Raw genomic sequence first — 23,471 nt, 5'->3', positions numbered from 1 at the left:
TTACTTCGCCACCGGCATCGTAAATTCCGCACCCTTTTCCGTGCTCTCCGGCCAGCGTTGCATGATCGACTTCTGCTTCGTATAGAAGCGCACGCCTTCTTCGCCGTAGGCGTGCATATCGCCGAACAAACTCCGCTTCCAGCCGCCAAAACCGTGCCATGCCATCGGCACCGGAATCGGCACGTTGATGCCCACCATGCCCACTTCGATCTGACGGCCGAATTCGCGCGCCACGTTGCCGTCGCGCGTGAAGCAGGCCACGCCGTTGCCGAACTCATGGTCGTTGATCAGTTGCACGGCTTCGGAGAAGTCCTTCGCGCGCACACAGGCGAGCACCGGCCCGAAGATCTCTTCCTTGTAGATGCGCATTTCCGGCGTGACGTTGTCGAACAGCGTGCCGCCGGTGAAGAAGCCGTTTTCGTGGCCAGCCACCTTGTGGCCGCGTCCGTCCACCACGAGCGTCGCGCCTTCTTCCACGCCGGTCGCGATATAGCCCTCGATGCGCTCCAGCGCCTGCTTCGTGACGATCGGGCCCATTTCCGCATCGGCTTCCATGCCGTTCTTTACCTTGAGCGTGCGCGCGCGCTCGGCGAGACGCGGCACGATCTTGTCGGCCACGTCGCCCACCAGCACCGCCACGGAGATCGCCATGCAGCGCTCGCCCGCCGAGCCGTAGCCCGCGCCGATCAGCGCGTCCACGGCCTGGTCGATGTCGGCGTCGGGCATCACGACCATGTGGTTTTTCGCGCCGCCCAGCGCCTGCACGCGCTTGCCGTGCTTCGCTCCCGTTTCGTAGATGTAGTTCGCGATCGGCGTGGAGCCCACGAAGCTCACGGCCTTCACGTCGCGATGCGCGAGGAGGGCGTCCACCACGACCTTGTCGCCCTGCACGACGTTGAACACGCCGTCCGGCAAGCCGGCTTCCTGGAGCAGGCGCGCCATGAAGAGCGCCGCCGACGGGTCGCGCTCGCTGGGCTTGAGGATGAACGTGCAGCCCGCCGCGAGCGCCACCGGGAACATCCAGCACGGCACCATGCAGGGGAAGTTGAACGGCGTGATGCCGGCCACCACGCCCAGCGGCTGGCGCACGGTCCAGTTGTCCATGCCCGTGGAAACCTGCTCGGTGTAGTCGCCCTTGAGCAGTTGCGGAATGCCGCAGGCGAATTCGATCACGTCGATGCCGCGCGCCACTTCGCCCTGCGCGTCGGCGAACACCTTGCCGTGCTCGGCCGTGATGATGGCCGCCAGTTCGTCCTTGTGGCGGTTCATCAGTTCGAGAAAGCGCAGCATGACGCGCGCGCGGCGAATGGGCGGCGTGTCGCGCCAGGCCGGGAACGCGGCTTTCGCGCTCGCCACGGCGGCGTCCACATCGGCGGCTTCGCCCAGTACCAGGCGGCGCGCCACGGTGCCCGTCGCGGGGTTGAACACGGCTTGCGTGCGGTCTCCCGCGCCGCGCTCGGTCTTGCCGCCAATGAAGTGGATTACGTCTGCGGAGTCGGTATAGGCCTGCATGTCATCTCCTCGGGTATGGGGTTAGTGGTGCCCAGTGTACGAAGCGCGCGGGGGCGTGCAAAGGCTCCGGCGCTGAATTGATTGTTTTCCATGGTGAACAATCGGTAGTGCGGAGCCTGAAAGATTGCTAGTATCGAAGCGGGTATGACCGGACTGAAGCGGACTTTTCATTGATGGATACGCAGCGAGTCGAAGCGCTCTGGACACATTTGCACTGGTTGAACGTGCTCGCCGCGCAGGGCAGCTATACCGCCGCGGCGGCGCGGCTGGGCGTGAGCAAGGCGGCCATGAGCCAGCGCATTGCGGAACTGGAGCGCGTGGCGGGGGTGCCGTTGGTGCAGCGCACCACGCGCAGCGTGCGCTTTACCGAGGCCGGGCGGCGGCTCGTGGAGGACACGCGCGCCCAGTTCGAGAACATCGCCGCGAGTTTCGCGAGTGTGCGCGAAATGGCCGACGTCGCGCGCGGCACCGTGCGCGTCACGGCGCCCGTCGCGTTCGCGCGCCAGCAACTCGTGCCGCGCCTCGCCCAGTTCTCTCGCGCGCACCCCGAGGTGCGCGTGCAACTGGAACTGTCCGACCGCCTCACCTCCATTGCCACCGAGGGGTTCGATCTGGCGATCCGCCACAGCGCCCAGGTGCCCGAAACGCACGTGGCCTGGAAGCTTTGCGACACGCGCTCGGTGATCGTCGCCACGCGCGCGTACCTGAAGCAGCGCGGCACGCCGCAAACGCCCGCCGATCTCGCGCGCCACGACTGCCTGTTCTATCCGCGTACGCTGGGCGCGGCCGTGTGGTCGTTCGAGAAGGCGGGACGGCGCGCGGAGAGCCCGCGCGAGAGCGTGACGGTGAACGGCCCGGTTTCGGCCAACAATAGCGAGGCGCTGCGCGACGCCGCGCTGGAACACCTGGGCATCGCGCTGCTGCCCGACTTCACCGCGCAGGCCGCGCTACAGGCGGGCAAGCTCGTGGTGCTGCTGCCCAACTGGCGGCCGGTGGAGGCGTTCGCTTCACAACTGCACGTCGTGCGCCCGTATGGCGCGCAGGTGCCGCGCGCGGTCAGGCACTTTGCGGAATTCTTGCGGCAAGCTTTCAAGGACGGCTTTCCGCTGGAGTGAGGCGGCAATGCGCGCTCGTGCGCTCACCGGAACCGGCTTGCCATGGACTCCGGAATATTTTCAGGCGTGACCACGACGACCGGGGAGGAGGGCGCGACAGCCGAAGCCGGCAGCAGCTTGTGGAAGTGCATGAGATGCTGGCACGCCGAGCGCATGTCCTGGCGCAGGTCGTGATGCAGAATCGCCTGCACCTTGCCCGCGCGCAGCAACGCGATGTTGTCGCGGTCCAGGTCGTGTCCGATGAAGCAATGCGGCGTTTGCCCCTGCGCTTCGAGCGCGCGAAGAATGGCCGGATTGCCGCCGCCCATCGAGTACACCGCGACGACTTCGCCATGCGCGGCAAGCACCTTGCGCACGCGCGCTTCGGTTTGCGTGTCGAGGCCGTGGCCGCCGCTCGCGTCGACTGGCGCGAGTTGCGGCCAGCCGGCTCTGAGCGCACGGCGAAAGCTTATCTCGCGTTCTTCCTCGCCCCGGAAGCGTTCGTCGCTCATCGTGACCAGCACCTGCCCCGCGCGCGCGCCCACCCACTGGCCGATTAGGTAGGCGGCGGTGGCGCCCGCCACGCGATTGTCGAGCCCGGCATAGGCCATGCGCCCGGAAAGCGGAATGTCGGTGAAGATCGCGATCACCGGAATGTCGCGCTGCTTCAACTCGCCGATGGCGCCCGCGATCTCGGGCACGTCGCGCGCCTTCAGCAGCACGCCGTGGCTGCCCCGGCGAGCGATGGCATGGAGCGTGTCGACCACCTCGGCCGTCGTCATCGTTTCGCGCATCACGAAGCGCGGCCGGAACACGGCGGGGTGCAGGCCCGGCAATTCCGCTTCGAGCGCGTGGCGGATTTCGTCGGCGAAGCGCGCGGGCGCTTCCACCACCACGTCGATCATGAGCTTGCGCCCGGCGCTCGCGAGCTGAAACGCCTGCTGCTCCAGTTCCTTGATCGCCTGCTCCACGCGCCGGCGCGTGTGCTCGCGCACGTGCGCCCGACCGTTGAGCACGCGATCGACCGTCGCGACGCCAAGCCCCGCTTGCAGGGCGATCTCCTTGATCAGAAAGCGATGAGCCATGCCGCCGCCGTCTTGAGGTGTTTTTGATGGATTTATGGTATCTCGCCGCCGGGCGCGAACGCTATGCTTGATGCAAACCGGAGACATAGACATGGAACAGAGCGAGGCGCGTACGACCCAAATGGGGCGGCAATGGTATCGCGAGCGGGATGGCTCGCTCGAAGCGTTCAAGGACTGCCTGCGCGACGACGGCGACGCGCTACGCTACGCGACGGACGTGCGGCGGCGCATTCCCGTGTACGACTGCGTGCCGCTCGAAGGCATGCTGCACGATGGCGCGCGGCGCGCGCAGTTGCAGGCCGAGTGGGCGCACGTGCTTCGCGACGGCGCGGGCGTGCTGGTGCTCGAACGCGCCTACGCCGACACACGGCCGATCGACGCGGCCACCGCCGTGTTCGAGGCCATCATCCGCGCGGAACGCGAGGAGGGCGTGAGCGGAGCGGACCACTTCGCGAAGGCGGGCGCGAACGATCGCATCTGGAACGCGCAACAGAAACTGTGCCTGAAGGCGCCGGACGTCTTCGTCGATTACTTTTCGAATGCGGCGCTCATGGCCGCTTGCGAGGCGTGGCTCGGTCCGTGCTATCAGATGACCGCGCAGGTCAACGTGGTGCGGCCGGGCGGCGAGGCGCAACAGGCGCATCGCGACTATCACCTGGGATTCCAGACGATCGAGGCGGCCGAGCGTTACCCCGCGCATGTGCACCGGCTGTCCGCGTTCCTCACGCTCCAGGGGGCCGTGGCACATGGCGACATGCCGGTCGAGAGCGGGCCGACGAAGCTCCTGCCTTATTCGCAGCGATATGCCGAGGGCTATCTCGCATGGCGGCGCGCCGACTTTCGCGAATATTTTGAGGCGCACTGCGTGCAGTTGCCGCTCGCCAAGGGCGACGCCGTGTTCTTCAGCCCCGCGCTCTTTCACGCGGCGGGCGCCAACCGGACCGCAGGCGTGCAGCGCATGGCCAATCTGTTGCAGGTGTCGTCGGCCATGGGGCGCGCGATGGAAGCGCTCGACCGCACGAGCATGTGCGAAGCGATTTACCCCGTGCTGCGCGAGCGGCGGGCGAGCGGCCGAATCGATCGAGCCGCGACGCTCGCAGCGCTTGCGGCGTGCGCCGAGGGCTATCCGTTTCCCACCAATCTCGACCGCGATCCGCCCGTGGGCGGCCTCGCGCCGCCGAGCCAGCAGGCGCTCATGCTGCGCGCGCTCGACGAGAACCTGGAGCCGGCCGCATTCGCACTGGCATTGCGTGACCATGACGCGCGGCGCGATCCCCGGCCGTGAGTTTCACCGGCCGGCCGGTTGGACGGCCGGTGAATGTCCAAACCCCGCTACGCCTGTTCACGCCCCTCCCATGTGACGCCAACGCGCGCGCAAACCTTTGCTTTTTCCGCGCGCTCCTGCCGCGAAATCTGGTTGACTTTGCAACTAAGGGTAATCCCGATGCCTCTGTGCCGCTGCAAACCGGTACAGTGCACGGGCTCTGCGATGATCGTCATCGCGGGCGTTGCACGCCCAGCGCAAGACCCAAGGCAAACAACAACACAAATCAGCCATGAGACTGATAAAACGCGCATTCAGGGGATTTTCCGGTAGCTCACGCGGCCGTCGCATCGCGCTCGCATTCGCGCCTGTGGGGCTGCTGGCCATGCTCGTGGCTTCGCTCATGCTGCCCGCGAGCGGCCCGTCCATGGGATTGCTCGCGGCGCTCGCTTCGGCCGCGATTCTCGTGCTTTGCGTCTCGGCGCTCGTCAACGTGCAGGCGCTCGGCGAGCGCGACAGTCTCGTTGCCCGCTTGCGCGTAAGCGAAGAACGGCTGAGCCTCGGTTTCGAGGGGATCAACGCGGGGCTCTGGGACTGGGATCTCCTCACCGACCGCGCCTACTACTCAAGCTACCTCTACCGCCAACTCGGCTATCGCGACGGCGATCTGGCCATGGACACCGCCGAGTTCAACGCGCTCGTGCATCCCGCCGATCTCGCGCGCGTGCGCGAGTCCATCATCGGCCACCTGAAACATCGCAGCGTCTACGACATCGAGTACCGCCTGCGCATGGTGGACGGCGCGTACCTCTGGTGCCGCGGGCGCGGCACAGCCATCCGCGACGAGAGCGGCCGGGCCACGCGCATCGTCGGGTGCATTTTCGACATCTCCGACCTCAAGCGCGCCGAAGCGCGCGTGGCCACGGAGCGAAGCCTTTCGGACGCGACGCTCGCCTCGATCGACGACGGCGTGATCCGGCTCGACACGCAGGCAAACGTCACCTACTGCAATGGCGCCGCCGAGCGCATGCTCGGACGCACGGCCGGCCAGGTGCATCTGCGATCGCTTTTCGACGTATGCGAGATTTACGACGACCGCAGCGGCGACGTCGTCACCAGCCAGTGCCTGAAGAACCGCGCGGCGGACGCCGACGATGTGGAGCGGCACTTGTCCGTGGCGCGGCCCGACGGGTCGCTGCTGCCGGTCGCCTGCTCCGTGTCCACGATGCGCGACACGGAAGGCGAGTCGATGGGCACGGTGATGGTGCTGCGCGACGCCAGCATGGCGCGCAAGCACGCGGCGGAGCTGGAGTATCAGGCCACGCACGACCACCTCACGGGCCTGCTGAACCGGCGTGAGTTCGAGCGGCGGCTTGCCGGCCTGCTCGCACAGGCGGCCTCGCGCGAGCAGGCGGTGATGTTCCTCGACCTCGACCAGTTCAAGGTTGTCAACGATACGTGCGGACACGCCGCGGGCGACGAGATGATCCGCCACGTGAGCGCGGTGCTCCAGCAGCGCCTCACGCGCGACGATATCCTCGCGCGTCTTGGCGGCGACGAGTTCGGCGTGGTGCTGCCGCAAAGCGGCATCGACCACGCCCTGAAGGTTGCCGAGGACCTGCGGCTCGCGGTGACGCAACTGCGGCTGCCGTGGGACCAGCGCGCGCTCACCACGGGCGTGAGCATCGGCGTGGTCGGCGTGGACGCGACGCTCCCTTCGGCCTGGGACATCATGAAGGCGGCGGACGTGGCCTGTTACATGGCAAAGGAAAAGGGCCGCAACCGGGTGCACCGCTACTCGGTGGAGGACCAGTTGCAGTCCGCCACGCATACGCAGATGGAGTGGGTCGCGCGCGTGAAGGCGGCGCTCGATCACGACCGCTTCTGCCTGTATGCGCAACAGATCAAGTCGCTCAAGCCCGATGCCTCCGGCGAGGAGTCGCACGTCGAGCTGCTGCTGCGCATGGTGGATGAATCCGGCGCGCTGATCGCGCCCGCCCGCTTCATCGGCGCGGCGGAGCGCTTCAACCTGATGCCGCTCGTCGACCGCTGGGTGATCGCCCACGCGTTCGACGCCATCGCCCAGGGCCAGCTCGCCGCGAGCGTCTGGTCGATCAACCTCTCGGGCGCTTCGCTTGGCGACGAGAGCCTGCTCGCCTATATCGTGCAGCAGCAAAGGCGGTGTGGAATCCGTTTCGAGCAGGTCTGCTTCGAAATTACGGAGACGGCCGTCATCACCAATCTGTCGAAGGCGATCGCGCTCATGGAAAGCCTGCGCGCGCTGGGCTGCCGCTTTGCGCTGGACGATTTCGGCGTCGGCATGTCCTCGTTCAACTACCTGAAGACGCTGCCCGTGGATTACCTGAAGATCGACGGCAGCTTCGTGCGCGGCATCACCAGCAGCGAGCTGGATCGCACGATCGTGCAGTCGATCCATCAGGTGGCGCATGCGGCGGGCAAGGCGACCATCGCCGAGTTCGTGGAAAGCGAGGCGATCATCGGCCGCCTGAGCGGGATCGGCATCGATTACGCGCAGGGCTACTGCGTCGGCTTGCCCGAGCCGCTGCCCGGGCGGCCCAGCGTGGCGATGGTGGCTTGAGGTTGCGTGGCGTTACCGGCGCGGCCGCGTCCGGTATCAGTAGTACATCCAGCGGCCGTACTGCGGCGACCAGTACACCCAGCGCGCCTGGGGCTGCGGTGCGTACTGGGCGTTCCACGGCGCGGGCGGCGGGTAGTACCCGGGGCGGGGCGGCGCGTAAGCGGGTTGTCGGGCGGGCAGTTGGGCGTACTGCTGCGCGTATTGCTGCGGGTAAGGTTGCTGCGCGTACTGTCGGGCGTAGGGCTGCTGTGCGGGTGGTTGTGCGTACTGCTGTCCGTAGCGTTGTCCGTCTTGTTGGGCGTACTGTTGAGCGTCTTGTTGCCCGTATTGTTGTCCGTACCCCTGCCCGTACGCTTGACCGTATTCCCGGTCGTCCTGTTGCTCGTATCGCTGGCCGTACTGCTGGCCGCCCTGTTGTTGCTCGAAAGCCGGCTGTTGCTGCTCGTAGACCGGTTGCTGCGGTTGCGGCTGAGGCCGCGGCTGGCCATAGCCACGCGGCTGCGACGACGCGTACTGTGCCGGTGCTTGCGCGTACTGCCCATTGCCGGTCGAGTACACCTGCGCGGCGCGCGGCGGCTGCGCCTCTTCCTCGGTTTCGTCGCTGGCCAGCGACCCGGGCGGGGCGATGTCCTGCTGCGCGGGCGCTGCCGCCGCGACCGGGCGATGGTTGGCGGGCGTTTGCGCGTAGGCGCGGGTCGCAGCAGGTTGGGCAGGAGCAGGCGCCTGTGCGGCGGCAACGGGCGCGGCCTGGGCGTCGCCGCCTTCGGCGAGCGGCTTGACCACGACCGGCACGGTCATGACCGTCGTGACGTCGCTGGTGTCGCCTGCGTCGCTGTACGTATGCTTGAAGTCGAGAATGGGCTTGGGCGCGCCCGCGGCTTTTTTCGGCGCGGCGGCCGATGCGTTGGTTGATGCGTTGGCCGAGGTGTTACCCGAAGTGCTACCCGCGGCAGCGGCCGGTGCATGGGTTGCGGACGCCTGCGCCATCTCCTCCCTGGCCGCCTTGTAGCCGCGGTCGTACGCGGCCTGCACTTCACGGTCCTGCGCGTGGGCGTCATCTTCCTTGCTATAGGCGTGAGACGTCACCGAGAATCCGCAGCCCAGTGCGATCACTGTGATGGCCGCCGCGTGCCGCACGGTCGTGTCCATGGGGTCCACCGTCTTTCTGGTTATCGATGGCTGGATCGTACACCGTGGCCGGTGACAATCAAGCGGCGGGAAAGCACCAGGGTATGCCGGCGAACGAAGGCGAATGCGCGGGCGCGACTCATCGCGCATGGCCCGGGCGGGATACGGCGGCTTGCGCCCGCGTCGCTCAGGCTCGCGCACGCACCTCGGGATGCACGAGCAGTTCGCCGAGCGTGCGGATCGCCTCGTCGATGCGCGGCGACCACGGGTGGCCGTAGTTGAGCCGGATGCAATTCTCGAACGCGTGCGAGGCCGAAAAGAGCGGCCCCGGCGCCACGCTGATGCCGCGTTCGATGGCGAGCCGGTGCAGCGCCATGGCGTCGACAGCCTCGCGAAAGGTGAGCCAGAGAAAGTAGCCGCCTTCGGGGCAGGTGTGCTGCGTGCCTTCGGGCAGCCAGCGGCGGATCGCGTCGATCATCGCGTCGCGCTGGCTTTGCATCGCGAGGCGGATTTTCTTCAGGTGGCGCTCGTAGCCGCCGTGCTCCAGGTAGTCGGCAATGCCGGCCTGCACGGGAATGCTTGCCGAGATCGTCGTCATGAGCTTCAGACGCTGCACGCGCGCGGCGAAGCGTCCGGCGCTCGCCCAGCCCACGCGGTAGCCGGGCGCGAGGTTCTTCGAAAACGAGCCGCAATGCATGACGAGCCCGCGCTTATCGAAGGCCATGGCGGGCGGCGGGTAGTTCGGCGCGTAGTGCAGCTCGCCGTACACGTCGTCTTCGATGAGCGGTACGTCGTGCTTCGCGAGCAGCTCGACGAGCGCCTGCTTTTTCTGCGCCGGCAACGTGACGCCGGTGGGGTTCTGGAAGTTCGTCATGAACCAGCAGGCGCGGATAGGGTGCTTGTCGAGCGCTTCGGCCAGCGCGTCGAGGTCGAGGCCCGTGGCCGTGTCGACGGGAATTTCGACCGCGCGCAGGCCGAGGCGCTCGATCGCCTGAAGCGCGGCATAGAAGCCCGGCGACTCCACCGCGACGATGTCGCCCGGCTGCGTGACCGCCATGAGGCACAGGTTCAGCGCTTCGAGCGCGCCGTTGGTCACGATGATGTCCTCGGCCGGCTGCGAGATGCCCACGCGCATGTAGCGCAGCGCGATCTGCCGCCGCAGGTTTTCGTTGCCCGGCGGCAGGTCGACAACCGTGCTCCACGGGCTCACGTTGCGCGCGGCCTGCCCGAGCGACTTCGCGAGCCGCGAGAGCGGAAAGAGCAGCGGCGAGGGGAACGCGGAGCCGAGCGGCACGATGCCGGGCCGCTTGGCGGCGTCGAGCACCGAGAAAACCAGCTCGCTGATATCGACCGTGGCCGACTCGCCGGCCGCCGCGCGCGAGGCCGCACCGGCCGCCTTCGCGGGCGGCGGGGCGACGTAGTAGCCCGAACGCTCCTCGGCGCGCACGAGACCCCACTGTTCGAGCAGATAGTAGGCGCGCGCCGCCGTGGACTGGCTCACGCCATGCTGTGCGATGATCTGCCGCAGCGACGGCATGCGCGAGCCTGGCGTCAGATTGCCGGAGCGAATCTCGGTGGCCATGCTCTGCGCGAGGCGTTCGTAGCGGGTCATGCGCTTGCGGTATTCGAAGGGGGCGTGGGCGGAGGGCGGCGCCGATGGGGTCGATTTTCGTCTGTCTCGCCGCGCTTGGGAAGCCGCCTGGGCAGCAATCTGCTGCGCTGTTTTTGTCCGCGACTGCTTCTGTACGGCGCGAGCGCCAGCGCCGATCATTGCGTTCAGCGCGCATCGAAGTCCGGGTCTGTTCTCCCGGGATGCGTCGGGATTACTGCGCGAGTGCCCGGTTCATCGCCTAAACCCGCAGAGCTTGCGGCTCTTCTTTTGCCTGTAGCGTGGCAAGCATTTCGCCCCGGCACTCGCGTGCCGGGGCATTTCTCGTCAGGCGCTTTCGCTCGTGCGAACGGGCGTCGCCGTTTTGGCCTGGCGGGTGCGCGTGGCGATCCAGCAAAGGATCGAGCCGCCGCACACCATCACCGCGCCTTGCCAGAACTGCACGGAAAGCGGCGCGTGCAGGAGAGCCGCCGCGAGGGCGGCGGAGAGCACGGGAATGAAATACGACGCACCGGCGAGAACGGTGACGTTGCCGTGCAGGATGCCCACGTTCCACGCGGCGTAGCCGAAGCCCATGGCGCAGGCGGCCAGCACGAGATAGACAATCGCATGGACGCTGAAGGTCATGACGCCGGGCCCCTCGATGCCGAGCTTGATCCAGAGGACGAGCGAAACCAGCATGAAAAACAGCGTCACGCCGTTCTTGCCGTTGGCAATGCGCGCCGTGACCGTGCAATAGGCGGCCCAGATCAGCGTTGCCTTCTTCTTGCTATTCATCCTTCCCACTCGCTCAAATTGATTCAACCCCGTCACGCGCGCCGACGTGGCACATGCGATACCGCGTTCGGGGACACCACAACGGACGGCCCCGAACGGCACAACGGCACAATGCCCTTAACCGGCGCTCGCGGGCACGTCGATCCAGATGGTCTTGATCTCGGTGTACTGGTCGTGCGCCCACACGGACTTGTCGCGGCCGCCAAACCCGGACTGCTTGTAGCCGCCGAACGGCGTCGTGACGTCGCCTTCGCCGAAGCAGTTGACCGTCACCACCCCTGCGCGGATCTCGCGCGACAGGCGCATGGCGTGGTTCAGGTCGCTCGTGTAGACCGAGGCGGCGAGGCCGTAGACGGAGTCGTTGGCCAGCGCGATGGCCTCGTCGATGTGGGTGAACGTTGTCACCGAAAGCACCGGGCCGAAGATCTCTTCCTGGAACAGGCGGCTCGCCGGGCTCACGCCGTCCACCACCGTCGGCTCGACGAAAACGCCGCCCCGGGTGTCTCCGCCGTACGCCACGCGCAAGCCTTCCGCGTCGGCATGCACGAGGTAGCCGCGCACTTTCTCGAAGTGCGCCTTGCTCACCAGCGCGCCCACGCGGTGCGCCGGATCGAGCGGATCGCCCATGCGCCATTCGCGCATTTGCACGCCGATACGTTGCAGGAGGGCATCCTTGATCTCGGCGTGGACGATCAGCCGTGACGACGCCGAGCAGTTCTCGCCCATGTTCCAGAAGGCGCCGTTGACGACGTGCTGTGCGACTGTATCGAGATCCTTGGCGTCGCGCAACACGACTGCGGGATTTTTGCCGCCGCATTCCAGCACGATGCGCTTGAGGTTGGAGTCGGCGGCATAGCGCAGGAAGCGGCGGCCCGTTTCCGTCGAGCCCGTGAAGCTCACCATATCCACGTCCATGTGCAGCCCGAGCGGCTCGCCCACTTCCTTGCCGCCGCCCGGCAGCACGTTGAAAACGCCTGCTGGCACGCCCGCTTCGTGTGCGAGTTGCGCCACGCGCAGCGCGGTCAGCGTGGTTTCCTTCGCGGGCTTCACGACGATGGAGCAACCGGCCGCGAGAGACGGGCCGATTTTCCACGCGAGCATCAGCAACGGGAAATTCCAGGGCAGGACCAGGCCGACCACGCCAATCGGCTCGCGCACCACGAGGGCGAGCGCATTCGCACCCACGGGCGCGGTGTTGTCGTAGATCTTGTCGATCAGCTCGGCGTGCCAGCGGATCGTATGGATCGTTTCCGGCACATCCGTGTTCTGGCACTCGCGAATCGGCTTGCCGCTGTCGAGGCTCTCCATGGTCGCGAGTTCGTGCGCGTGGGCTTCGAGCAGATCGGCGAACTTCAGCAGGATCGCCTTGCGCCGCGAGGGCGCGAGCGCGCGCCAGCGGCCGTCCTCGAACGCGGCTCTCGCCTTGGCTACGGCGAAGTCGACATCGGCGGCGTCGCAGGCGGCGATTTCCGTGAGGACCGCGTCCGTCGCGGGATTGACCGTGGCGAACGTTGCGCCGGAGCGCGAGGGCTGGAATGCGCCGTCGATGAACGCCTGCGAAGGTAGCCGCAGGTTGGCGGCCAGCGCCGCATACTCGGGCGCGCTGAGCAGTTCAGCCATCAGGCTTGCCCTCCCGCAACCAACGCTACCTCGCGCTTGAGCGCGGCGACCACGCCCGCGAGCTTCTGCTTTTCCTGCTCGCCGAGCCCTTGCAGCGGCGCACGCACGCCGCCGGCGCGCAGGCCCGCAAGCTCGCAGCCGTACTTGATGGACTGCACGAACTTGCCTTCCTCCAGGAAGTCCATGAGCGGCAGCATGGCGGACATGATGCGGCGGCCCTTGTCGAAGTTCTTCTCGATCACGCACGCCTCGTACAGCGCGACATGCTCGCCCGGCAGGAAGTTGGAGCCGGCGCACACCCAGCTACGCGCGCCCCATGCGAAGAACTCCAGCGCCTGGTCGTCCCAGCCGCACGACAGGTCGAGCTGCGGGAATTCGCGCGCGAGCATGTGCAGTTGGCCCGTCTGGCCGGAACTCTCCTTGATGGCCACGAAGTTCTTCGAAGCCTGCAACACGGTTTCGAAGAACGTGCGGCCCATCGCCACGCTCATGCGGCCGGGGTAGTTGTAGAGCATGACGGGCAGGCCGGCCGCGCGGTCGATCGCCAGCGCGTGCGCGGCGTTTTCCTGCTCCGTGGGCAGCGCGTAGGGCGGGGAGCCGACCAGGATCGCGTCGGCCTTGATGGCCTTCGCCGCCTTGGCGTATTCGACGGAATCCTCGGTGCGCACCGCGCCCGTGCCGATGATGAGGGGAGCACGCGCGCCGATCACTTCCTTCGCCCACGCGGCCAGGTCGAAGCGCTCCTGCGCGGTGTGCGCGTAATACTCGCCGGTTGAGCCGCCAATGATGATGCCGTGCACGCGCGCCGCGATCAGCGATTCGAGCACATCGGCGAACGCTGTCTTGTCGATTTGCCCTTCGGCGTTCAACGGCGTGATAGCGGGGGTGTAGATGCCTTCAAACTTCATGATGTTCTTCCGCGAAAGAGGGAAACGAATGGGTGGAAAACCAATGGATTGACGAAAAGCGCGCCGTTTTCCGGTTCGATGGCGGCGCGCCGCCCGGTGTCAGTGGTTGAGCGAAGCGGCCTCTTGCAGGCTCAGCGAGCGGGTTTCCGGCGCGAGGGCGAGCGAAGCCGCGAGACCGATGAACGAAACCGCCGCCGCCGCATACATGGTGTTGCCGATGCCGATGGTTTGCAGTCCGATGGGAACGAGCCAGGTGCCGACGGCCGCGCCGATGCGCGAGAGCGAGGCGCCCATGCCCACGGCGAAGGCGCGAATGTCGGTGGGGAAGATTTCGTTCGGGTACACGAGTTGCAGCACCTGCGCGCCGCCGATCAGCACCGCATACGCGCCGAACAGCACGAGGATCAGGATGGCCGAGCTGTTCGAGCAGGCGCCGAGCGCGAGCAGCGCGAGGCCCGACCACAGGAAGCTGTGGATCACCATGGCGCGGCGGCCGAGTTCGTTGATGATGCGCGTGGCGATGATGCAGCCCACCACGAACAGCAGCGTGATCGCCACCGAGCCGAGCGATTCCCACTGGCCCGTGAGGTGCAGCGCTTCGAGCACGCGCGGGGCGAAGGAGTAGACCGCGAACACGGGGATCACGGAGCAGCTCCAGAACAGCGAGACGAAAAGCATGCGCTTGCCGTAGCCGGAATGCAGCAGCGCCCACAGCGAGATCTTCTTTTCGGTTTGCTCTTCGGGCAGGTTCTTCAAGGAGAACGAAGGACCGTAGACTTGCTTGATGACGGCCTCAGCCTCCGCGGCGCGGCCCTTGCTGAGCAGCCAGCGCGGCGACTCGGGCGTGCCGATGCGCACCACGAACAGCACGAGGCCGATCACCGCGGGACTGGCCAGCACCCAGCGCCACGCGTCGGGGCTGCCGCTGCTCAGAATGAGGTTGCCGACGATATAGGCGAGCGCCGCGCCCAGGAACCAGATGATGGTGAGCATGGCAAGGCGCGGCCCGCGATACTTGCGGGGCATGAATTCCACGAGCAGCGAACCTGCCACAGGATATTCGATACCCACGCCGATGCCGATGAGAAAGCGCAGGAAAAACAGCGCTTCGCCCGACTGGACCCAGAACTGGGCGACCGAACACACCAGGAAGATCACGGGGCCGAAGAAGTAGGGCTTCTGGCGCCCGAGGCGATCGGAGAGCCAGCCGCCGAGGAACCCGCCGAAGAAAATGCCAATGAGCGCCGAGGCGGCGACCATGCCTTCCCAGAAACTGGTGAGCCCGAGCGCCGCGGAAAACTGCACCATGGCCACGCCGATGATATTCAGCACATAGCCGTCCATGAGCCAGCCGCCGCTGGAACGAATGGTGAGCAACTGGTGGAATCCATTGAGCGGAACGTCCTCTATGGTCACGTGATTCTTCGACATTGCCTGTCTCCTTCCATGAAATGGGATGCGCTACATTCCGGCGCGAACCCTGTATATTGGTTCGGCATCCTGAATGTATCGAATGCAATATGTTCAGTCGAATAGCGGGCTTGTCGCCGCTTTGCCCGGCCTCGCGTGGCCGGAATACGTTCAGCTTTCCAGTCCCGCCTTGCGTTGCCCCCACCACAGGGTGGCGTTCACGCCCATCGAGAGGAAAGGTTCCGGCGGGGTCTTGTTCGGGCCCGATGTCGCCAGCAGAAAATCGATCAGATCGCCGCGCTTGCCCGCGAGCCAGTCGGCGAGCAGGGTGCCCGTGACGGTGCCGCGCGTGATGCCCAGACCGTTGCAGCACAGCGCGCCATAGACATTGGGCGCGAGCTGCCCGAAGAACCCCTTGTGATTGTGCGAGAGCGCCAGCGAACCGCTCCACGTGTAATCGAACCCGACATCCGGCAGCATCGGGAAGCGCCGCTCGAACGAGCGGCGATGGCGCTCGGCGAAGCGCGAGAGGTACTGTTCCTTCGGGCGGCCGTCGGGGTTGAAGCTGAAACTGTTGCGCACCAGGATGCGGTTGTCGTGCGTGCGGCGCAGCGTGCTGCCGAACGGGTCCGCCGGTATCACGCCCCAGAACGGCTTGCCGCCGAGCTGCGCCTGTTCGGCTTCGGTTAGCGGCCGGGTGAGGCTCGCATAGAGGAACACGGGCAGCATCGTGCGCTGAAGAAAGCCGAAGCGCATGCCGAACGCGTTGTTCGCGAGCACGAGCTTGTCCGCCGTGATGCGGCCGCCGCGATGCGCGAGCACGATCTTCTCGCCATACTCGACATCGGTAATGGGTGTGTGCTCGTGCAGCGTGACATTGGACGGCAACGCATCGGCGAGACCCTTGACGAGCGCCGAAGGCTGCACGAGCACGGTGCCGGGCGTGAACAAGGCCTTGCGATAGAACGACGTGCCAATGTGCGAGGGCAGATCCTTGCCTTCGATCACCTCGTACGGCTGGCCGAGCTTGTCGAGGCCGCGCCGGTAGGCGTCGAGCACCGCCACGCCGCGCTCGGCCACCGCCGCCTGATACTTGCCGGAAGCGCTCAAATGACAGTCGATGCCATGCGTCGCGACGATGTCGCGCAGGATCGTCTGGCCGAGCACGTTGAGCTTCAACGTGGTCTTCGCCGTGGCGATGTCGCCGATATAGTCGTCGGCGCCGATATCGTGCGGCAGGTCGATCGCAAAGCCCGCGTTGCGCCCCGAGGTGCCGAAGCCCACCTCCTGCGCTTCGACGAGCACGATCTCGTCGTCGGGAAAATTCAGGGCGAGCTGACGCGCGGCGGCCAGTCCCGTGAATCCTGCGCCCACCACGGCCCAGCGCGCCTTCGTTTGCCCCGCGTGGCTCGGCCTTGGGTGGCGCTGCGGGCTCGTGTGATACCAGCCGCACATCCTGTCGTCCGCGGGAAGCGATGTAACGTTTTGCATTCCTAAATCCCATGTCGCCTGTGAACCGACCGCCGCGTGATGCGACCGACGGCGCACGACAGACTACGTGCGCCGCCCTGCGCGGCCCTTAAAACTGGATGGCTACGTTCAGACCTTCCGGAATCACGTACTCCGCCATGCGCCGGCGCGACAGCTCCATATGGCTGCGCACCAGCTCACCCGCGGCTTCGGGGTCGCGCCGCGCGATGGCCTCGATGATCTGGTCGTGCTGCTCCACCGCCTTTTCCAGATCGCGCTGCATGTCGCTCGTGGCGGGCGCGCGGTAGAAGATCTTGCCAAGGCGCGCGTGGTCGATCAGCACGCGGCGCAGGCTCGGCATCAAGTATGTGTTGCGCGCGATCCGGCCAATCTCGTGGTGAAACTCGTCGTTGTGCAGCACGCGCGCCACCAGATCGTTCTCCTCGATCGAGGTGCGGAACTGCGCCTGGATGGCTTTGAGGCGTTCCACTTCCTCGGGCGTGGCGTGGCTTGCGGCCAGTTGCGTCGTCGCGACGTAGATGAGCGGCGCGGCAAGGAAAAAGCTGCGCAGCGACTGATAGCTCATCGGCGAGACGCGGGCGGGACGGTTCGGCTCGAGCTCCAGATAGCCTTCGGCGGCCATCTGGCGCAGCAACTCGCGCACGGGCGGCCGCGAGAGCCCGAACTCCTCGCTCAACGCCAGCTCGTCAACGGCGGCGCCAGGCGCGAGCTCCATGCTCACGATGCGGCGCCGAAGCGTTTCCGCCATCACGTTCTTTCGGTCTGCCGACGCGCCGGACTCGGTGTCCGCGGCGGCCAGCTGAAGCTTGGGTTTTGGCATAGCTCATCTGTCTACAAACTGTAGACACAGTATAGGTTGATAATAGACTCAGCAAAAATAAGGGTTTACGCGTTGCGTGAGCGTGCTCGATGAGGTTGAATCGGGCCGGATCGCAGCGGGCGGCGAAGCCCCCGCCCGCGCAGGATCGGTGCGGGTTGCGCAGCGCGCCAAGCGTACGCGAATCCGCCGGGTTGGTCTGCGGCGACGGCGGGAAAAATGGACGCGTCGGAGAGTTCCGACATATACTGCGCGCATGGCCACGACCGACATCTTTGGCGCGATTGCCAACCCGACGCGGCGGCAGATCCTGGAGATGCTGCGTGACGGCCCGCGCGCGGCCGGGGAGATCGCCGCCTCGTTCGCCGCGAACCGCCCGGCGATTTCCGAGCACTTGCAGGTGCTCCGTCTCGCGGGCCTCGTCAGCGAAGAGGCGCGTGGAAGGCAGCGTGTCTATCACCTCAACGCGCAGGCGTTGGGCGCGCTCGCGCAATGGCTGCATCCCTTCGAGCAGTACTGGGGGCAACGCCTCGATGCACTCACTGAAGCACTGGACAAGGACAAGTGATGACCGAACCCGGCCTGATACAGCTCACCCGTTTTATTCCGCATGCACCGGCCAAAGTGTGGGCGGCGCTGACCGACCCGGCCATTCACGCGCGCTGGTGGGCCGCCGGCGATGTGCGGGCGGTGCTCGGGCATCGCTTTACACTCGATATGGGCCAATGGGGTTTGCAGCCTTGCGAGGTCGTCGCCGTCGAGCCCGAGCGGCTGTTGTCGTACTCGTTCGCGCCCGGCACGCTGAACACGACGATCACGTGGCGGCTGGCCGCCGAAGGCGAGGGCACGCGCCTTTCGCTCGAACATCGCGGCTTCGACCTCGACTCGCCGCTCGGCAAGGCCGCGTTCCACGGCATGAGCGGCGGCTGGCCCGGCGTCATCGACCGGCTGGAGGCTGTTTTATAAGGCGCGCGGCCACGTGGTCACGCCGTGGCACGCGAGGCCAGCTACGCGGGCAACATCGCAGGCAACACCGCGAGCGAATCGATCAGCGCGTCGCATGACAGCGCGCTCGCGCCTTGTGGCCCGGCATAGCCATAGTCCACGATGAACACCGGCACGCCCGCCGCGCGCGCCGCCTCGGCATCGACGGCCGAGTCGCCCACCATCACCGCGCGCTGCGGCGGTGCGTCGAGCAAGCGGCAGGCGTGCCACAGGGGCTCGGGTGCGGGTTTCATGCTGGCGATGGTGTCGCCCGCTACCAGCGCGTCGAGATACGCGGCGATGCCCGTTTCCCTCAGCAACGGCCCGGCTAGCGCACGCGGCTTGTTCGTGACGCAGGCAAGGCGGTAGCCCCGCTGCTTCAATGCATCGAGACCCGCGACGACGTTTGGGAAAACACGGCCGTAGCGGCCATTGGTTTCGGCGTAGTGACGCTGAAAGTCCGCAAGCGCACGTGTGCCGTCGATTTCAGCGGCGAGCCCGGCGACCTCCAGCGCCTGCCTGACGAGTTGGGCAACGCCATGGCCGATCAACCCGCGCACCGTCGCGAGCGGCAAGGGCGGCGCATCGAATGCGGCGAGCGTGCGGGCAAGCGCTTCGGCGAGATCGGGCGCGGTATCGACCATCGTGCCGTCGAGATCGAGCAACACGGCCCGCACCGGCTCGCTCCCGGTTGATTGAGGCGTACGCATGCTCAGGCCGTCGCGCTCAGCGCGTGCCGATGCCAGCGCCGCAAAGTCATGAGATCCACCCAGCCGGGCGCCTCGCCTTCGACCGGCGAAGCGATGGGCGTGTGCGGATCGCCCAGGTGCGGCAGCACGGCCAGCGCGCCTTCGAATGCATCGTGCGCGGTGTACGCGGTGGGCGTCACCACCGTGGGCACGCCGGCCGCGCGCGCGGCGCGCAGGCCGTTCGCGGAGTCTTCGAAGGCCATGCAGTTCGCGCCGCGCAGGCCGAGCTGGCGCAGCACGTCGAGATAGACATCGGGTGCGGGCTTTTTCACCTGGGTCGTGCCCGCGTCCGCGATGGCGGCAAATCGTTCGCGCCACGCGGGGCCGAACGGCGCGCGCAGCAGCGCGTCGAGATTGGCGGGCGTGGTGGTCGTGGCGATTGCAACGGGCAGACCGGCGGCATGCGCCTCGGCCATCAGGCGCGCAATGCCCGGACGCAGCGGCAAGCCGCCGCCGCTCACGCGGGCCGCGTAGTGGCGCGTCTTCACCGCATGGACCGCCTCGATCACGTCGTGGATGCACGAACCGTTCGCACATTCCAGGTCGGCAACGTGCCAGTAATGCAGCAGGCGCTCCTTGCCGCCCGCCACGTTCAGCAGGCGCGTATAGAGCGCTTCGTCCCAGTACCAGTCGAGTCCGACCTCGGCAAATGCGGCGTTGAATGCATGCAGATGCGCGGTTTCGGTGTCGGCGAGCGTGCCGTCGACGTCGAATATCAGGGCCTCCATGGTGCGCTCCTCGCTGTGGCTCATGTGGCCACGATAGCGAAAGCGCACGCGAAGCTGAACTCAGAGATTCTTTGGGTTGCGCTAAGGGATGCCTTAGTCGTGGCGCGGTTGCCGCGGGTTCATGGCTTCGTGCGCGGCTCGGTCACGAAGGCGATTTTCGTCAGGCCACCGGCCTGCGCGGCCGACATCACGTTCGCCACGCGCTCGTACGGCACCAGGCGGTCGGCGCGCAAATGCAGTTCGGGCTGCGGCTGCATGCGCGCCGCCGCAGCGATCTTCGCGCGCAAGGCGGCGTCGGTCACGGGATGGTCGTCCCAAAGCATCGAGCCGTCCGCGCGCACGGAAATGTCCAGATGCGCGGGCTTCACGACATCGGGCTGGCTGCTCGCGTGCGGCAGGTCGATTTTCACGGCGTGCTGCATCGCCGGAATCGTGACGAGAAAAATGATCAGGAGTACGAGCATGACGTCGACGAGCGGCGTCATGTTGATTTCGCTCATCGGCGCGTCTTCGTCGTCGGAGAAGGGTGTCATTGCCATCCGAGTGCTCCGGTGTTCGCGCTTTCGCTCATGCCTTCGCTCTCGTTTGCGCTCGCGTTCTCGTCGGCGTTCGACTTGACGTGGCTGCCCGTGTCGCGCGCCGGGTGCCGCGTGGCGGCATCGCGCACGGCGCTCGCGGGCCACGGCGCGCCCGTCACGAACGCCGCGTGCAGGCCATGCGCGAAGCGCTTGAGGCGCGTGGCGATCGTCCGGTTCGCGCGCGTCAGGCCGTTGTAGCCGAGCACTGCGGGGATCGCCACGAAAAGACCGAAGGCCGTCATGATGAGCGACTCGCCAACCGGTCCCGCCACATGGTCGATCGACGTTTGCCCGGTTTCGCCGATCACGATCAGCGCGTGATAAATGCCCCAGACCGTGCCGAACAGCCCGACGAACGGCGCGGTGCTGCCGATCGATGCCAGCACCGCGAGTCCGCTTTGCAGGCGCGCCATGGTGTCGTCCATGCTGTGCTGGAGGCGGCGCGTGATCCACTCGGACAACTCGGCGCGGTCCTGCGCTTGTGTTTGAGTTTGCGTCGGCCTTTGCTGCACCACTTCCGCACCGGCCAGCGCGAGCGCGAGCAGCGGATTGTCGCGCGCGGCCGTTTCCGGTGCGCGCTCCGCCAGTTCCCGCAGATTGCCGAGCGCCTGCGCGAAACTGGGCGCGCGCCAGAATTGCGCGTCGGTGCGCCCGCTCGCGCGCCTGATGCGCATGAACGCGAACAGCTTGAAGATCATGACGGTCCACGAGAGCACCGACATGAGCATCAACACGCCCAGTATGCCGCGCGTGACGAAGTCGCCGGTTTGCCAGACATTCGCGAGACCGTAGTGTTGCATGATCGTTTCCTTTGATCCGGTGACGGAATCGGCGCAAGGCTAGTCGCTCAAGCCGAACACGAAAGATTGCGAGTATGCGGCGCGCACTGGTTCGCCGTTTTCGCGGTACGTTTGGCACGTGCCGGCGTGAATGGCGGCGAGCGCGGCTTCGTCGAGCCGCGCATAGCCGCTGCTCTTTTGCAGTTGAACGGATTCGATGCGCCCGCTCAGGCCCACCACGAAGCGAACCAGCGCGGTGCCGCTTTCGCCGCGGCGCTTCGAGACGTCGGGATAGTCGGGGGCGGGAATCGCGCAGTCGACATGCGAGACGGTCTTGGGCTCGCTCGACGCGGGCGCCTGGCGCGCTTCGGCGGGGGCGGCTGTGCTTGCGGTCGTGTTCGCGGGCGGCGTGGCGGGTGCGGCCGGGGCGGTTTGCACAGCCGCAGACGGTTGCAACGCGGCGGCGGGCGTGGCCGATGGCGCAGGCGCGGGCGGCACGTGAGCCGGAGCGTTGTTGCGCGATGGTTTGGGGTGCGGCGCCGCCTGATTGTGCGGCGGGGCGGGCGCGGGCACGGGAAGCGCGGAGGGCGCGGCGCTCGCATGCGTCTGCGCATGAGGTACAGCCGCAGGCGCATCCGGCGTTTCGCTCAGCAACGCCGCCACGATCGCGGGCGCTTCGACTTCTCGCTCGACGGTGCGCTCGCGCGGCATCAACACCCATGCGAGCAGCCCCGCATGCAAGGCGATCACGGCGCCGAGCGTCGCGGCGAACCGGCGCGCGCGCGTCCTGTCGCACGTCGCGCCTGCGCGCCATTCACCGGTCGTCGTCAATGCAAGCTGCCGCATCATGCTTCTGGCCACGTTTCGATACGTCCTGCACATACTGCACGTACAGCACGTACAGCACGTACAGCACGTATTGGCCACCTCCACAGGCATTGTCTCCCTCGGGGTGGCGCTTGAGAACCGCCGCGCGGCGCTGGCGCATCAATTCGGGAAAATCTCCCGGCCGCCTTTCGTTGTCAAACGATCCCTCGATGGACTACTTTGCTTGCATGGCGCGCGCGTGCGCCGCGCAGTGCATTCACTACGGAGCATAACCATGCAGGAGACACGGTTTCGTCACGTCCCTCCCGGCTTGCCCAGGCGGCCACGGCGCTTTCTCGTCCACGCGCTCAGCGCGTGCGCCGGCGCGGCCGCGCTGGCGTTCGCCGCCGGCACGGCCGCGGCGTCGACGCCCACGGCCTACGTGACGAGCGAGAAAGCGGGCGTGGGTGTGATCGACCTCACGCAGATGACGCTCACGAAAACGTTCCCCGTGGGCGCGGCGGGCCCGCGCGGCCTGAGTCTGAACGCGGACGGTTCGCGGCTGCTCGTGGCCAACAAGAACACCGGCGACCTATCGGTGATCGACACGGCCTCGGGAGACGTGGTGCAGCGCGTGAAGATCGGCAAGAACCCGGAATATGTGCGCGTACGCAACGGCTTTGCGTACGTGACCTACGAGCCCGGCGAAACAGGCGGCCCGCCGCCGGGCGCGGGAGGCGCACAGCAGGCTGAAAAGCACGGGGAAAAGCAGGCCGACAGCAAACCCGGCGGCAAGCCCGGTGCCGATGACGACGACGCCAGCCAGCCGCCCGCGGAAATCGCCATCGTCGACATGAAGACATGGCACGTGGTGCGCTCGGTGACGAGCGGCCACGAAACCGAAGGCATCGAGTTCTCGCGCGACGGCAAGACGATGCTCGTCACCAACGAGGGCGACGACACGGTCTCCGTCTATCACGCCCAGACCGGCGCGCCCGTGCGCACAGTGAAGCTCGCGGCGGGTGGCCGTCCACGTGGCATTCGGCTGTCGCCTGACGGCAAGGTCTACGTGGTGACGCTGGAATCGCTCAGCAAGTTCGTCGTGCTCGACGCGCACACCTTCGAAGTGCTAAAGACCGTCGATACGCGGCTTGGCCCCTATGGCGTGGCATTCGGCCCCGAGGGACGGCGGCTTTTCGTCGCCGCCGCACGGGACAAGACGGTGCAGGTGTTCGACGGCCACAGCTACGAGCATGTCGCCGACGTGCCGGTCGGCCAGCGTTGCTGGCACTTCAGCTTCACGCCCGACGGCGCGAAGCTGCTCGTGGCCTGCGGGCGCTCCGACGCCGTCTACGTGCTCGACGCGCGCAGCTACCAGCCGATCAAGCAGATCGGCGATCTGCCGCTTGCCTGGGGCATCGTGACCTGGCCGCACAGCGACGGCTCGATCGAATCGCGCTAAGCCGTTCACCATGCAGCGCGGCGCGCGGGCTCATCGCCCGCGCGCCGCGTTCATTTCCGCTCACGCCGCT

Annotated in this window: 20 protein-coding genes and 1 pseudogene; 6 read left to right on the top strand and 15 right to left on the bottom strand. The window is 66.9% G+C overall.

The window, feature by feature from the left end:
• Entirely contained in the window at nucleotides 1-1,512 is a 1,512-nt protein-coding gene (locus C7402_RS29015) for a CoA-acylating methylmalonate-semialdehyde dehydrogenase (RefSeq protein ID WP_116613052.1), read from the bottom strand.
• 173 nt (nucleotides 1,513-1,685) lie between these two features.
• On the opposite strand from C7402_RS29015, the gene C7402_RS29010 reads away from it, so the two are divergent.
• Nucleotides 1,686-2,627 (top strand): LysR family transcriptional regulator, encoded by a 942-nt coding sequence (locus C7402_RS29010; RefSeq protein WP_112174417.1) that lies wholly within the window; start codon nucleotides 1,686-1,688, stop codon nucleotides 2,625-2,627.
• 23 nt (nucleotides 2,628-2,650) lie between these two features.
• Here the strand turns inward: C7402_RS29010 and C7402_RS29005 are convergent, their stop codons facing one another.
• Nucleotides 2,651-3,691, bottom strand: coding sequence for a LacI family DNA-binding transcriptional regulator (locus C7402_RS29005; protein ID WP_116613051.1), 1,041 nt, complete (start codon nucleotides 3,689-3,691; stop codon nucleotides 2,651-2,653).
• A gap of 91 nt (nucleotides 3,692-3,782) precedes the next feature.
• Between C7402_RS29005 and C7402_RS29000 the strand changes: the two genes are divergently transcribed.
• Together C7402_RS29000 and C7402_RS28995 are read left to right on the top strand one after the other, a co-directional pair.
• Nucleotides 3,783-4,976, top strand: a complete 1,194-nt coding sequence (locus C7402_RS29000; RefSeq protein ID WP_116613050.1) for a phytanoyl-CoA dioxygenase family protein — start codon at nucleotides 3,783-3,785, stop codon at nucleotides 4,974-4,976.
• 271 nt (nucleotides 4,977-5,247) lie between these two features.
• Nucleotides 5,248-7,554, top strand: coding sequence for an EAL domain-containing protein (locus C7402_RS28995; RefSeq protein ID WP_116613049.1), 2,307 nt, complete (start codon nucleotides 5,248-5,250; stop codon nucleotides 7,552-7,554).
• A 36-nt stretch (nucleotides 7,555-7,590) separates the two neighbouring features.
• Here the strand turns inward: C7402_RS28995 and C7402_RS28990 are convergent, their stop codons facing one another.
• The 8 genes and pseudogenes from C7402_RS28990 to C7402_RS28955 form a co-directional block, all read right to left on the bottom strand.
• Nucleotides 7,591-8,703 carry a hypothetical protein gene (locus C7402_RS28990; protein ID WP_116613048.1) on the bottom strand — a complete coding sequence of 371 codons (1,113 nt, stop codon included), beginning with the start codon at nucleotides 8,701-8,703 and terminating at the stop codon, nucleotides 7,591-7,593.
• 166 nt (nucleotides 8,704-8,869) lie between these two features.
• The gene (locus tag C7402_RS28985; RefSeq protein ID WP_116613047.1) at nucleotides 8,870-10,294 is read right to left on the bottom strand and encodes an aminotransferase-like domain-containing protein; all 1,425 of its coding nucleotides are present in this window, start codon (nucleotides 10,292-10,294) and stop codon (nucleotides 8,870-8,872) included.
• A 324-nt stretch (nucleotides 10,295-10,618) separates the two neighbouring features.
• Nucleotides 10,619-11,044, bottom strand: a pseudogene (locus tag C7402_RS28980) (drug/metabolite transporter permease); the annotation flags it as partial.
• Between the two features lie 141 nt (nucleotides 11,045-11,185).
• Nucleotides 11,186-12,688: an aldehyde dehydrogenase gene (locus C7402_RS28975; protein WP_116613046.1), complete on the bottom strand. Its 1,503-nt coding sequence runs from the start codon at nucleotides 12,686-12,688 to the stop codon at nucleotides 11,186-11,188.
• Nucleotides 12,688-13,596 (bottom strand): dihydrodipicolinate synthase family protein, encoded by a 909-nt coding sequence (locus tag C7402_RS28970; RefSeq protein ID WP_116613045.1) that lies wholly within the window; start codon nucleotides 13,594-13,596, stop codon nucleotides 12,688-12,690. The genes C7402_RS28975 and C7402_RS28970 overlap by 1 nt, the downstream gene beginning before the upstream one ends.
• Nucleotides 13,597-13,695: 99 nt before the next feature.
• Nucleotides 13,696-15,027 carry an MFS transporter gene (locus C7402_RS28965; RefSeq protein WP_116613044.1) on the bottom strand — a complete coding sequence of 444 codons (1,332 nt, stop codon included), beginning with the start codon at nucleotides 15,025-15,027 and terminating at the stop codon, nucleotides 13,696-13,698.
• A 150-nt stretch (nucleotides 15,028-15,177) separates the two neighbouring features.
• Nucleotides 15,178-16,497, bottom strand: a complete 1,320-nt coding sequence (locus tag C7402_RS28960; protein WP_112174407.1) for an NAD(P)/FAD-dependent oxidoreductase — start codon at nucleotides 16,495-16,497, stop codon at nucleotides 15,178-15,180.
• 88 nt (nucleotides 16,498-16,585) lie between these two features.
• Nucleotides 16,586-17,317, bottom strand: coding sequence for a GntR family transcriptional regulator (locus tag C7402_RS28955; RefSeq protein ID WP_112174406.1), 732 nt, complete (start codon nucleotides 17,315-17,317; stop codon nucleotides 16,586-16,588).
• A gap of 253 nt (nucleotides 17,318-17,570) precedes the next feature.
• On the opposite strand from C7402_RS28955, the gene C7402_RS28950 reads away from it, so the two are divergent.
• Nucleotides 17,571-17,882 carry a metalloregulator ArsR/SmtB family transcription factor gene (locus tag C7402_RS28950; protein WP_116613043.1) on the top strand — a complete coding sequence of 104 codons (312 nt, stop codon included), beginning with the start codon at nucleotides 17,571-17,573 and terminating at the stop codon, nucleotides 17,880-17,882.
• Nucleotides 17,882-18,280: an SRPBCC family protein gene (locus C7402_RS28945; protein WP_116613042.1), complete on the top strand. Its 399-nt coding sequence runs from the start codon at nucleotides 17,882-17,884 to the stop codon at nucleotides 18,278-18,280. The genes C7402_RS28950 and C7402_RS28945 overlap by 1 nt, the downstream gene beginning before the upstream one ends.
• A 41-nt stretch (nucleotides 18,281-18,321) precedes the next feature.
• Here the strand turns inward: C7402_RS28945 and gph are convergent, their stop codons facing one another.
• From gph to C7402_RS28920, 5 genes are all read right to left on the bottom strand, one after another.
• On the bottom strand, nucleotides 18,322-19,008 hold the full coding sequence (gene gph / locus C7402_RS28940; RefSeq protein WP_116613041.1) for a phosphoglycolate phosphatase: 687 nt from the start codon (nucleotides 19,006-19,008) through the stop codon (nucleotides 18,322-18,324).
• A 2-nt stretch (nucleotides 19,009-19,010) separates the two neighbouring features.
• Nucleotides 19,011-19,775: an HAD family hydrolase gene (locus tag C7402_RS28935; RefSeq protein ID WP_116613040.1), complete on the bottom strand. Its 765-nt coding sequence runs from the start codon at nucleotides 19,773-19,775 to the stop codon at nucleotides 19,011-19,013.
• 119 nt (nucleotides 19,776-19,894) lie between these two features.
• Nucleotides 19,895-20,314 carry an ExbD/TolR family protein gene (locus C7402_RS28930; RefSeq protein WP_116613039.1) on the bottom strand — a complete coding sequence of 140 codons (420 nt, stop codon included), beginning with the start codon at nucleotides 20,312-20,314 and terminating at the stop codon, nucleotides 19,895-19,897.
• Nucleotides 20,305-21,153, bottom strand: coding sequence for a MotA/TolQ/ExbB proton channel family protein (locus C7402_RS28925; RefSeq protein ID WP_116613038.1), 849 nt, complete (start codon nucleotides 21,151-21,153; stop codon nucleotides 20,305-20,307). The genes C7402_RS28930 and C7402_RS28925 overlap by 10 nt, the downstream gene beginning before the upstream one ends.
• A 39-nt stretch (nucleotides 21,154-21,192) precedes the next feature.
• A complete protein-coding gene (locus C7402_RS28920; RefSeq protein ID WP_116613037.1) occupies nucleotides 21,193-21,981 on the bottom strand; it encodes an energy transducer TonB in 789 nt (262 codons plus the stop codon).
• Nucleotides 21,982-22,234: 253 nt separating this feature from the next.
• Between C7402_RS28920 and C7402_RS28915 the strand changes: the two genes are divergently transcribed.
• On the top strand, nucleotides 22,235-23,401 hold the full coding sequence (locus tag C7402_RS28915) for a YVTN family beta-propeller repeat protein (protein WP_112174398.1): 1,167 nt from the start codon (nucleotides 22,235-22,237) through the stop codon (nucleotides 23,399-23,401).
• Nucleotides 23,402-23,471 lie beyond the last annotated feature (70 nt).

The organism is Paraburkholderia unamae, assembly GCF_003096875.1.
Taxonomy (GTDB): Bacteria; Pseudomonadota; Gammaproteobacteria; order Burkholderiales; family Burkholderiaceae; genus Paraburkholderia; species Paraburkholderia unamae.
Note: the sequence above shows the minus strand (reverse complement) of the source record. Positions and strands in the feature narration are given on the sequence as shown.